Here is an 11675-nt window from a genome sequence, read left to right on the forward strand (position 1 = left end):
GACCAGACGCCGCGCCAGCTCGAGGAAGCGTTGCCAGCTGCGCTGCCGCGGCGCGGCATCATGGCCCGATGGCTCGGGCTGGTGCACATCATGAACGGCGAGCTGGATGCCGGCGTTCAGCGGCGTCGTCGACGCCGGAGGGATCGCGCCGCTCTGCTGCGGCGCGGAGGGTGCGGCAATGCCGCGGTGGATACTGGGAATGGTCATCTCGGCTCTCCCGCTGTGGAATCAGGCTGCTGGGCCAAAGGATCGATTCGACGGTCGGATCGACCGGTGGATCGAATGGCAGCCATTGTTCCCGTGGTGCAGAGGTACGACCATGCGTTAGGGCAGCAGACTATCGGTTTTGGTCTACTCCTTGCGGCGTTGGTGATGCGGGCCTCACGACGATGGGCCTCACCACATTTCGCCGAGATGCGACACCAGAAATAGCAGGATGCCGATGCAGCAACCGACCGCCGTGCCGCTGATCCGGATGTACTGCAGGTCGGGGCCGATGCTCAGTTCGATCTGCCGCGACATGTCCGTCGCGTCCCAGTTGCGCACCGTGTGGCTGATATGCGTCGTCAGGAAGTCGGCGAACCGGGGCGCGGCCGCCGCGGCGAACGACTCGGCGTGGTCGTTGATCGAGCGGCGCAACTCCCGGTCCTCCGACAGCCTCCGGCCGAACCACAGCCCCACGCGTTCGACCTGTTGCTGCAGCTGCGGCGAGCTGGACGCCAGGTCGTTCGACAGCCAGTCGCGCAGCGCGGCCCACACGTTCTGCGCATAGTCGGCGAGCTCGGGATTGCGCAGCACGAAGTCCTTGATCTCCTCGCCTTTCCTGACGAACGCCTCGTCGGTCTTGAGCCTGGCGATCAGGCCTTCCAGCGCGTCGTCGAAGGCCGCGCGCAGCTCGTGCGCCGGCATCCGCGCCACCTCGTCGAGAAAGTCGATCACGTTGCTGCGCGCCGCCTCGGCGGCCTTGTCGCCCAGCCATTCGGTCGGCAGCACGAGCTGCTTCCACCTGTGCTCGCTCTTGAGCCAGTTGACCACGCGCTGGGCGATCAACTGCTGCGTTTCGGGCCGTTTCAGCAGGGCGATCGCATGCCGGAGCACGGCGTCGAGCAGTTGCTGATGGCTGCCGCCGCGGGTCAGCATCTCGAGCACGGAACCGAGCGCCTGCGAGAAATCGATGCGGCCAATGACCGTACGCGCGGCATCGTTGAGGAAGGCCTGGATCCGCCGGTCGTCCACCAGATCGAGCAGCACGCCCATCAGGTTCGCGGCATGCTGGCCGATGCGGCGCGCATTGGCCGGCTCGCTGAACCAGGTAGCCAGCCAGTGGGCAGGATCGCTGCGCCGGATCAGATCCGTCACGACCTCAGGGTTCAGGAACTTGTCGCGGACGAACTCCGCGAGATTGTCGGCGATGCGGTTCTTGCTCTTCGGGATGATCGCCGTATGCGGGATCGGCAGGCCCAGCGGCCGGCGGAACAGCGCCACGACCGCGAACCAGTCCGCCAGGCCGCCGACCATCGCCGCCTCGGCACCGGCCCGGAGCAGCCGGACCCAGAACGTGGCAGGCAGGAACAGCGTGGCGACGAACACCGCCGCCGCCACGCCGACGCATGCCAGCGCCACCGATTGCATGCGCTTGAGTTCGGCTTCCCTGCCGGCGTTCCTGCCCTGCTGCATGGCGTCTCCTTGCGCCGCGCGAAGCCGGCGGCGTAAAAAAAATGGGACGTTTCGGCCGAAACGTCCCACTCTTTACCGATGCTGTCGCTGCCGGCCGCTGGCTTCACGCCGCCGGCCGGTGCAACCTTGCCTCAATCCCAGGACAGCGCGCCACCCGTCTGGTATTCGATCACGCGCGTCTCGAAGAAGTTGCGCTCCTTCTTCAAGTCGATCATCTCGCTCATCCACGGGAACGGGTTTTCCTCGTTCGGGAACAGCGCGTCGAGGCCGATCTGCTGGCAGCGGCGATTGCAGATGAAGCGCAGATAGCTCTTGAACATCGGCGCGTTCAGGCCCAGCACGCCGCGCGGCATCGTGTCCTCGGCGTAGCGGTATTCGAGGTCGACCGCCTTCCTGAACAGGCCGACGATCTCTTCCTTGAACTCCGCGGTCCACAGATGCGGGTTCTCGAGCTTGATCTGGTTGATCAGGTCGATGCCGAAATTGCAGTGCAGCGACTCGTCGCGCAGGATGTACTGGTACTGCTCGGCCGCGCCAGTCATCTTGTTCTGCCGGCCCATCGCCAGGATCTGCGTGAAGCCGACATAGAAGAACAGGCCTTCCATGATGCAGGCGAACACGATCAGCGACTTCAGCAGCTTCTGGTCGTTCTCCGGCGTGCCGGTCTTGAACGACGGATCGGTCAGCGTGTCGATGAACGGGATCAGGAACTCGTCCTTGTCGCGGATCGACGGCACCTCGTGATAGGCGTTGAAGATCTCGGCCTCGTTCAGCCCCAGCGACTCGACGATGTACTGGTAGGCGTGCGTGTGGATGGCCTCTTCGAAGGCCTGGCGCAGCAGGTACTGGCGGCACTCGGGCGCGGTGATCTGCCGGTAGGTGCCCAGCACGATGTTGTTGGCGGCCAGCGAATCGGCGGTGACGAAGAAGCCCAGGTTGCGCTTGATGATGCGGCGCTCGTCCTCGGTCAGGCCGTTCGGGTCCTTCCACAGCGCGATGTCGCGCGACATGTTGATTTCCTGCGGCATCCAGTGGTTGGCGCAGCCGGCCAGGTACTTCTCCCAGGCCCACTTGTACTTGAACGGCACCAGCTGGTTGACGTCGGTGGCGCCGTTGATCACGCGCTTGTCGGCGGCGTTGACGCGGCGCGTGCTCTGCGCGGCCGCGGCGTTCGGGTTGTTGCCGAGGATGCCGGCGCCCGGCTGCGTCGCAGCGGGCGGCAGCACGCCCTGCTGGTCGGCGGTGGCGGCGCCGACGGCAGGTTGCAGGGCGGGTTGAGGCGCGGGCTGCGGGGCAGCCTGCGGATTGGCTTGAACGTCGTCGTCCCAGCTCAGCATGGTGTTGTTCTCCGTGGAAAGCGTTGGTGCGCCAATCCGACAACGCCTGCGTCAGGCGCTCAAACCGTCAGGATCGGCGTCGCGCCGGAAGCGTTTGCGGCTTATTGGCCCGGGGCGGCTTCAGGCTGCGCGGGGTCCCGCAGGTGCCCTATCACCGCCTGGTTCTCGGACCGCGCGTGTGGCTGGAATGGAACGAAACGAGCGTTCATCCGACTTCCCTCCATCACGGTGTTGATCTGGGTGCGATTGTAGCACTCGTGTCCAACGGCGAGGCGAAAGAAATACTACTGATCGTGGGGAGATCATCCTGAAACACTATTGGTAGTAGTGGCTCCGCTGATGTAGTGCCCTCCGGCCGCAGGCTCCGTCTGCCCCGGGGAATTGTCGTCCACGTCACTTGCAGCATGGCGGATCGGATGGAGTGCGTGACTTCGTCATGTTCGACGGGGTGGACGGGTCGCGCACCGCGGAGTGCTGCCGGCCCTGGGTGGCAAATCGATCGACTTGCACAAAGAGAGGCCTTCATCAGGTTTTTCAGCACGTTCGTATAGAGAATCGCCGCGCCTTTCTTTATTCCTGTCAGCCGTAGCGTTCGTCCGAATCGGATCCCTGCCATATTCCGTTCGCCCGACCCAGGGCAACCACAACCATTGGAGCCAATCATGTCGAAAGCAGAACTCGATCAAGTCGTAAAGGCATCGGCAGCGCTCATTGACGAGCAGGACGTCAAGCTCGCCGCCCTCGAAGTCGAATCACAAATCGAGGGCCGCGCCTGGAACATGAATCAACCGCTAAACATGATCGCGTACGAAGACCAAGTCTAAATGCTTCGAATGTGCCCGCGAACTGGCGGGCACACTCACTTTGAGCTGGAGGTCGCCTTGATATTTCAAACCAGCATGGACACGCAGATCCAGACCATTCTGACATTGACTGCGACGACGAACCCTGAAGGCTCAAGACAATGCGCTTCGCTCACCGGCTTGGCGGCTCGGTATCGGGATTTTCTGGACACATTGAAACAGCGGCCCATTTCAGGGTCGGCGTTGAAGCCGATGTTCGTAATGGATGCCGCCAAACAAGTTCAACTGTCACGGCTTTTCTGCAACGACTCCCTGCTGGACGACAAGGCCCAGGGATCCGTCATCACGGACGACGACGACCGCGACATCGAGCGGCAAAAAGACATCGTGATCGATGCCATCCATCAGCTCGGGCTGCAATCCCCGCAACATGCGGCGTTGTTCGACATCATCGTTACGGACATCCTGCTTCGACCGTCGGCCGTTGCAAAGGGTGGCTCGACGTCTCAGGCGATCGGGTTGATATGGTTGAATCCAAGGCCGGATTATGGGCCGGACGATGTCGTGGAAATCCTCGTACACGAGCTCACACATCATGCGATGTTTCTGGATGAGCTGCGTCACGCACACTATAACTATTCCCTTCTTTTCGACTCGGACACGTGGACGGCCTCGGCCATCCTGAGAACCCCACGTCCCATGGACAAGGTGCTCCACAGCATCGTCGTTGCGGCCGAAGTGCTTCTGTTCCGCGAGCGGTGCTCCGGACATCCCGCGGCGCCACGCGTCCATCCCCCCAGCCATCTGATGCTGGAACAGCTTCGCGAGTCGATCCAGTCGACGAAGAAGACCCTGTCGCTCCATCCGGAAGCATTCCGGCCCCGTGCGACCGCGCTTCTGCGGCAGGCAGCATCCGTACTGGATGAACTGAGCCCGGCGGCGAGTGACGCGCACTGAGCGGCTGCGTGACCGCATCGACGCACCGCTGCGCTAGACGGCATCATGAACCCTCGGCACAGAACCGTGACCTGCCCCACGCCTGCGGCGCCCGCCTGCAACACCTGGCGCATCATCCTGCTGCACCGGAGCGCCTGGCTTGCCGTTGGGCTGATCGTTCTGCACCAGGCGATCATCGCCAGCTCAACCTACTTCCTCACCAGGGTCATTACCCGATTCCAGGCCGGCGGGGAATACGGACCATGGCTCTACCTCTATCTCGCGAGCATGACCATACCCTATTTGCCTGGCTGCCTGTCCCTGTACGTGATGCAGCGGTGGATCAATCAAGCCCACGGGGCGGTCGTTCAGTTTTTCATCGAATGTCTGCGCGACAGGACCGAAGTGTTCCGCAATGCTGCGCTCAAGGAACGGATCGGTGCCGCACTGTCGAGCAATGCGTTGCCGGTGTTGCGGGACCACATTACGTTTGTCCATGATCTGATCAGCTTCACGCTCAATAGTGTCCTGAGCATGCTGGTCATCGGGCTGCTGCTGCCTTCGGCACTGATGATCGGCTATATCTCCAGCCTGATGCTGTGTACCGCCATCGTGCTCGCCACCCGGCACCTCGTATCCCGGGCTTCCGCCCGCTACGAGGGAGACTACATCCGGTACGCATCGGTGCTGGCCCGCGCATGGGAAAACCTGACGCTGGGCAATCGCCACAACGAGCGCCTGTGGCAACAGCAGCGCCGCGACGCGGCGACCGATTTTTATGGCTGCGCCGACCGCCTGCAAGCCACCAGACAGATTGGCAACATTGTTCTGGCCGCAGCTTCGTTGCTGCCGACCGTCTATCTGATCCTGTACGTCACGCAATGGGGGCATGCGGATGCCAGCGTGGTCGCAGCGATCATCGTCAGCCTCACCCGCGTCTTTCTGGTACTCAATTCGCTCAGTGCCCTTGTCTACAAGGCGCTGGATTTCTCGTCGGTCCATTCGCGGCTGCAGGTCTTGCTCGATGCCGCGCGGTCAATCCCGCGAGAGGGCGAGAACGGGCTCAATCTTGGCGGCGTGGTCCAGATCAACGGTCAGGCGGTAGCCGGCATCGAGGAGGCCACCCGGATCATCAGTGCCGCGCATAACGGGCGCCTGACCATCACGGGCGCCAACGGCAGCGGCAAATCCACCATTCTGCTGGCCTTGAAAGACCGGTTCAAGGAGCGCAGCTTTCTGCTTCCGACCCAGCATCATCAACTGATCTGGAAAGCGGACCTCTCAGCGCTGTCCAGTGGCGAGCGGACGAGGGCCTCGATTGCAGAACTGCTTCAGCTAGATGACGTCAACCTGATTTTGCTCGATGAATGGGATGCCAACCTCGATGGTCCGAATCGTGAAGCCCTGGATGAACTGCTGGACCAGTGCTGCCTCGATCGGACCATCGTCGAGGTCAGGCACTAGGAGACTAATGTGAAACACATTGATCTGGCTCACCGCCTGCTCCATGACGAAGCATTCATGGCCAGCCGTCACGGCGGAACGTTCCTGCGTATGCAGGCATCCGGCCCGGAGCTGCGGCAGCTGTTTTCCTGGGACGACCTCAATGACAGCCTGTCGTGTAACCGGTTGACCAACGATCGGCTTCGCCTGTCGACGGAAAGGGATCACGACATCGTCAACAGGCGAGCATTTCGCCCAGTCAGGGATCGATTCGGCAGAAGGACCGATCAACTGGTGATCAGCGAACTGCACCGGTTGATGGAGGAAGGGGTAACCGCCGTACTCGAGGCGGTCAACGAACTCGCACCGCCAGTGGAGAAGTTTACGGAGCAAATGGGCGGCACCTTAGGGGTCCGATCGAGTGCGAACGCCTACATGTCGTTTGGGAGCACGTCCGGATTTGGACGACACAATGATGACCACGACGTCATTGTCATACAGATCGATGGCCGGAAAAAATGGACCTTCCTTGAATCGCCCAATGGTTTTCGGCACGCTCTCGTTACCGAAACGTCCGATCCGGAGGCATTGAAGGCCGGTGAGACGATCACCGTTTCGCGCGGCGATATCCTGTTCATTCCCAAAGGAACCTGGCACGACGTCATTTCGATCGGAGAGCCGAGCCTGCATCTGACCGTCAGCCTGGTCTACCCCACCGTTTCCGATTTCATCGCGTGGGGCATGCAGCAGGAACGCTTTGGAATCCCATTTACCGATATTCGGCCGGACGGCGGATCATTCCAGGCGCTGGTTAACGACAGCCTGCAATTCATGACCACGCTGATCAGCAACGAAAATCTGAACAGGTTCTTGCGTTTCCATCGTTCCGGCCACGCGAACGCAGGGCTCAAGGCAGATTTCCCGGTTCTTAATCAGCCCACCGGCGAGGCGATGTACCGGCGAATACCGATCGACGCGATACCGCTCGAGCGAAGGGCCGGTACCGTCAAGATTTACGCGCTAGGTCGAACGCATCTGCTGACGGACGACGAATATACGGTGCTATGTCGGCTGCCACATTTCGGCGGAATGCGTGGAGATGATCTGGCATCCGATCAGGCGGATTGGAATGCCGTGTCGCAACGGCTCCGAAGCCTGATGAACAAGGGACTTGTCGGCAAGGACATCGAGTGCCGACCCGACCGCGTTGTTGCGCGTGACGTCGCTTCGTAAAACAAAAAACCCGTAGGCCCTTGTCCGGCCTACGGGTTTTTCTTAAAGACCGGCCAGGCCGGCTTCTGCTGCCACTCTTACTGGCAGGCTTCGCACTCGTCGAACCCCGGATCGCCCGGGCGCATCGTGCAGACCGCGCCTTCGGCTTCGGGCATCGCCGGGGCCGAGGCGGCCACCTGGTCGATCGACGAGGCCGAGGCACCGCCGGCGGCGGCGCCCGAGGACACCGCGTTCAGCGAGCCGCGCGACACGGTCGACTTCTCGACGTGCGTGGCGGCGATGGTGCGCAGGTAGTAGGTCGTCTTCAGGCCGCGGATCCACGCCAGCTTGTAGGTATCGTCCAGCTTCTTGCCCGAGGCGCCGGCCATGTAGATGTTCAGCGACTGGGCCTGGTCGATCCACTTCTGGCGGCGGCTGGCGGCCTCCACCAGCCAGGTCGGCTCGACCTCGAACGCGGTCGCGTACAGGTCCCGCAGGTCCTGCGGAATGCGGTCGATGCGGGCGAGCGACCCGTCGAAGTACTTCAGGTCGGCGACCATCACCTCGTCCCACAGGCCGCGTGCCTTGAGGTCGCGCACCAGGTAGTCGTTGACCACGGTGAACTCGCCCGACAGGTTCGACTTGACGTACAGGTTCTGGAAGGTCGGCTCGATGCAGGCCGACACGCCGATGATGTTCGAGATCGTCGCGGTCGGCGCGATCGCGATGCAGTTCGAGTTGCGCATGCCGTGCTGCTTGATGCGGGCACGCAGCTTGTCCCAATCCATCGTCGACGACTGGTCGACCTCGAGATAGCCGCCGCGCTCCTCGGCCAGCAGCTTCAGCGAATCCTGCGGCAGGATGCCGCGATCCCACAGCGAACCCTGATAGGTGCTGTAGCGGCCGCGCTCCTCGGCCAGCTCGGTCGAGGCCTGGTAGGCGTAGTAGCAGACCGCCTCCATCGAGGTGTCGGCGAACTGCACCGCGGCTTCGCTGGCGTACGGCACGCGCAGCACGTGCAGGCAGTCCTGGAAGCCCATGATGCCCATGCCGACCGGACGGTGGCGCAGGTTCGAATTGCGTGCCTTGTCGACCGCGTAGTAGTTGATGTCGATCACGTTGTCGAGCATGCGCATCGCGGTGCGGATGGTCTTCTCGAGCTTGGCGTGGTCGAGTGCGTGGCTGCCGTCGGCCTGCTGCTTCAGGTGCGCGACCAGGTTGACCGAACCCAGGTTGCAGACCGCGATTTCGCTGTCGTTGGTGTTCAGCGTGATCTCGGTGCACAGGTTCGAGCTGTGGACCACGCCGACATGCTGCTGCGGGCTGCGGATGTTGCACGGATCCTTGAAGGTGATCCACGGATGGCCGGTCTCGAACAGCATGCCGAGCATCTTGCGCCACAGCTGCATCGCCGGGATCTTCTTGAACAGCTTCAGCTCGCCGCGCGCGACCTTCTCCTCGTAGCCGAGGTAGGCCTTCTCGAATTCCTTGCCGACCTTGTCGTGCAGGTCCGGGCAGGTCGACGGCGAGAACAGCGTCCACTCGCCGTTCTCCATCACGCGCTTCATGAACAGGTCCGGAATCCAGTTCGCGGTATTCATGTCGTGCGTGCGGCGGCGGTCGTCGCCGGTGTTCTTGCGCAGCTCGAGGAATTCCTCGATGTCCAGGTGCCAGGTCTCCAGGTAGGCGCAGACCGCGCCCTTGCGCTTGCCGCCCTGGTTGACCGCCACGGCGGTGTCGTTGACCACCTTCAGGAACGGCACCACGCCTTGCGACTTGCCGTTGGTGCCCTTGATGTGCGAGCCCAGCGCGCGCACGTTGGTCCAGTCGTTGCCCAGGCCGCCGGCGAACTTCGACAGCAGCGCGTTCTCCTTCAGGCCCTCGTAGATGCCTTCCAGATCGTCGGAGATCGTGGTCAGGTAGCACGAGGACAGCTGCGAGCGGCGGGTGCCCGAGTTGAACAGCGTCGGCGTCGACGACATGAAGTCGAACGACGACAGCAGGTTGTAGAACTCGATCGCACGGCCTTCACGGTCGGTCTCGTTCAGCGCCAGGCCCATCGCGACGCGCATGAAGAAGGCCTGCGGCATCTCGATGCGGGTCTCGTCGACGTGCAGGAAGTAGCGGTCGTACAGCGTCTGCAGGCCCAGGTAGTTGAACTGGAAGTCGCGCGAGGCGTCCAGCGCCGCGCCCAGGCGCGCCAGGTCGAAGGTCGCCAGCTTCTCGTCGAGCAGTTCGGCCTCGATGCCGCGGGCGATGAACTTGGGGAAGTACTCCGCGTAGCGGCTGCCCATCTCGGCCTGCGTCACTTCCTCGCCGAGGATTTCCTTGCGGATCGTGTGCAGCAGGATGCGGGCGGTGACCTGGCTGTAGGCCGGGTCCTTTTCGATCAGCGTGCGCGCGGCGAGGATGGCCGAGTCGTAGACCTGGCTCATCGGCACGCCGTCGTACAGGTTCTTGACCGTTTCCTTCAGGATCGGCTCGGCATCGACGCCTTCGCCCAGGCCGGCGCAGGCGGTGTCGATCAGCGCGTGCAGTGCGACCAGATCCAGCGGACGCGTCACGCCGCCGTCGGTGACGTTGAAGTTGGCCACGGACTGCGCCACGCGGGCGACGGCCTGGGCGTTGGCCTGGCCGCGCTCCTGGTTGCGCTTCTCGCGGTAGAGCACGTAGGCGCGCGCCACTTCATGTTCGCCCGAGCGCATCAGCGCCAGTTCGACGTGATCCTGCACGTCCTCGATGTGGAAGGTGCCGCCGTTCGGGCGGCTGCGCAGCAGCGCGCGCACCACGTTCTGGGTCAGCTGCTCGACCAGCTCGCGCACGCGCGCGGAAGCGGCGCCCTGCCCGCCGTTGACGGCGAGGAAGGCCTTGGTCATCGCCACCGAGATCTTGCTCGGCTCGAAAGCGACCACCGCGCCGTTGCGGCGGATGATCTTGTAATCCTGGTAGTTGCCAGCGGCGTTCTCAGCGGCGGGGCTCGGCTGCGCCACGGCGGCGATACCGGCCTTGCCGGCGATGTCTTGTTGGGCCGTCTGCATGTAGCACTCCTGTTTTTGTGACCAGTGTTATCAACGACAAAGAGCCCCTGGAAAATGCGCAAAAAGAGACATCCCCTGCGCGGCGATGCCGTGCCGGATTACTGCCTTGCTGCATTCCCGTGGAGGGCTCTTGTGACGTGCCGACCGTGTGGCGCGCCGGTGCCGCGTGCTGCGGGCCGGCTGGAAACGCCCGCCGCGCGTGGCGCGAAGGCAACCTGCCGAGCCCGTGGCGGACGCTGCACGCCTAGGTCGGCTCCCCGAAAGCACCACTAGATATAGTGGTCATGACGAAAAGCTGGACTAAGTATAGTGAAATGAATCGCGTTGACCAGTCTTGACAAGCGCGTCCGCGGGCCGGTCCGGCGTCACGCCGGCACCCCGGCTCCCCGCCAGACCAAGCGGCTCAAGGGTTGCGGCCGTTTTGTCGGCTGGCGCACCGACGAAAGAATTTTTTTTGATTAGCGCCACGCTTCCGATAGCCCCGCGCCGGCGCGGGGTTTTCGGCTAGGCCGCGGCGCCGCCGCAACGGTACGGCAGCATCGCCGGCGCGAGTCCCGCGGCCTGCGCAAAGCGCGGCCAGTCAAAGCACGGACCGGGGTCGGTCTTGCGGCCGGGGGCGATATCGCTGTGGCCGGCCACGGCCGCGATCGGATAGGCCCGCACCAGCAGCCGCGACAGCGCGGCCGCGGTGTCGTACTGGGCCGGCTCGAACGGCAGCGTGTCGCAGCCTTCGAGCTCGATGCCGATCGAGAAGTCGTTGCAGCGCTCGCGCCCGAAGAAGGCCGACTGGCCGGCATGCCAGGCGCGCTCGGCGCACGAGACGAACTGCAGCAGCTCGCCGCTGCGCCGCACCAGGAAATGCGCCGACACACGGACCTCGTGGATGGTGGCGAAGAACGGATGGCGCGCCGGATCGAGCCGGTTCAGGAACAGCGCCTCGATATCGTCGCTGCCGAATTCGCCGGGCGGCAGGCTGATGTTGTGGATCACCAGCAGATCGACCGGCATGCCGGGCGGGCGCGGATCGAAGTTCGGCGACGGCACCCGGCGCGCGCCCTCGACCCAGCCCGCGCCGTCCAGCCGCAGCAGGGGCGGAAGCGGCGCGGTCATGGGGAACCGCCGGGGTCGCCGCCGCGGTCGCCAGATCGCTGCTGAGCTTCAGGGAGATGGCCGGCACGGCAGTAGTGCAGGCCCTGATAGGCGATCGCCTCGCTGCGCGGCAGATGCAC

9 protein-coding genes are annotated in these 11675 nt (G+C 63.5%); 4 read left to right on the forward strand and 5 right to left on the reverse strand.

Annotated elements, in window-relative coordinates; all coding sequences use genetic code 11:
* The 3 genes from B551_RS04665 to B551_RS04675 all read right to left on the reverse strand — a co-directional run.
* Positions 1-207, reverse strand: a 207-nt coding sequence (locus B551_RS04665) for a hypothetical protein (RefSeq protein WP_043437411.1), incomplete at its 3' end; no start/stop codon positions are given.
* A gap of 189 nt (positions 208-396) precedes the next feature.
* Positions 397-1677, reverse strand: coding sequence for a DUF445 domain-containing protein (locus B551_RS04670; RefSeq protein ID WP_006579188.1), 1281 nt, complete (start codon positions 1675-1677; stop codon positions 397-399).
* 131 nt (positions 1678-1808) lie between these two features.
* Positions 1809-3014 carry a ribonucleotide-diphosphate reductase subunit beta gene (locus B551_RS04675; protein ID WP_023263575.1) on the reverse strand — a complete coding sequence of 402 codons (1206 nt, stop codon included), beginning with the start codon at positions 3012-3014 and terminating at the stop codon, positions 1809-1811.
* A gap of 662 nt (positions 3015-3676) precedes the next feature.
* Here B551_RS04675 and B551_RS26435 point away from each other — a divergent pair.
* The 4 genes from B551_RS26435 (at position 3677) to B551_RS04690 (ending at position 7429) form a co-directional block, all read left to right on the forward strand.
* Positions 3677-3838 carry a hypothetical protein gene (locus B551_RS26435; RefSeq protein WP_172682437.1) on the forward strand — a complete coding sequence of 54 codons (162 nt, stop codon included), beginning with the start codon at positions 3677-3679 and terminating at the stop codon, positions 3836-3838.
* Positions 3839-3913: 75 nt separating this feature from the next.
* Positions 3914-4774: an HEXXH motif-containing putative peptide modification protein gene (locus B551_RS04680; RefSeq protein WP_253281323.1), complete on the forward strand. Its 861-nt coding sequence runs from the start codon at positions 3914-3916 to the stop codon at positions 4772-4774.
* Between the two features lie 66 nt (positions 4775-4840).
* Positions 4841-6217, forward strand: coding sequence for a hypothetical protein (locus tag B551_RS04685; protein ID WP_006577079.1), 1377 nt, complete (start codon positions 4841-4843; stop codon positions 6215-6217).
* Positions 6218-6226: 9 nt separating this feature from the next.
* A complete protein-coding gene (locus tag B551_RS04690; protein ID WP_006577078.1) occupies positions 6227-7429 on the forward strand; it encodes a JmjC domain-containing protein in 1203 nt (400 codons plus the stop codon).
* A 77-nt stretch (positions 7430-7506) separates the two neighbouring features.
* Here B551_RS04690 and B551_RS04695 read toward each other — a convergent pair whose 3' ends face one another.
* Positions 7507-10446 (reverse strand): ribonucleoside-diphosphate reductase subunit alpha, encoded by a 2940-nt coding sequence (locus B551_RS04695; RefSeq protein WP_023263578.1) that lies wholly within the window; start codon positions 10444-10446, stop codon positions 7507-7509.
* A 504-nt stretch (positions 10447-10950) separates the two neighbouring features.
* Positions 10951-11556, reverse strand: coding sequence for a 1,6-anhydro-N-acetylmuramyl-L-alanine amidase AmpD (ampD, locus tag B551_RS04700; protein ID WP_006577077.1), 606 nt, complete (start codon positions 11554-11556; stop codon positions 10951-10953).
* Positions 11557-11675: the final 119 nt, after the last annotated feature.

Origin of the sequence: Cupriavidus sp. HPC(L) (genome assembly GCF_000307735.3) — a bacterium.
In the GTDB taxonomy this organism is placed as follows: domain Bacteria; phylum Pseudomonadota; class Gammaproteobacteria; order Burkholderiales; family Burkholderiaceae; genus Cupriavidus.

Excerpts from the sequence above, each read along its gene's own strand:
- B551_RS04670 (WP_006579188.1), bottom strand. The coding sequence starts at position 1,677 with ATGCAGCAGGGCAGGAACGCCGGCAGGGAAGCCGAACTCAAGCGCATG.
- B551_RS04675 (WP_023263575.1), bottom strand. The coding sequence starts at position 3,014 with ATGCTGAGCTGGGACGACGACGTTCAAGCCAATCCGCAGGCTGCCCCG.
- B551_RS26435 (WP_172682437.1), top strand. The coding sequence starts at position 3,677 with ATGTCGAAAGCAGAACTCGATCAAGTCGTAAAGGCATCGGCAGCGCTC.
- B551_RS04680 (WP_253281323.1), top strand. The coding sequence starts at position 3,914 with ATGGACACGCAGATCCAGACCATTCTGACATTGACTGCGACGACGAAC.
- B551_RS04695 (WP_023263578.1), bottom strand. The coding sequence starts at position 10,446 with ATGCAGACGGCCCAACAAGACATCGCCGGCAAGGCCGGTATCGCCGCC.
- ampD (WP_006577077.1), bottom strand. The coding sequence starts at position 11,556 with ATGACCGCGCCGCTTCCGCCCCTGCTGCGGCTGGACGGCGCGGGCTGG.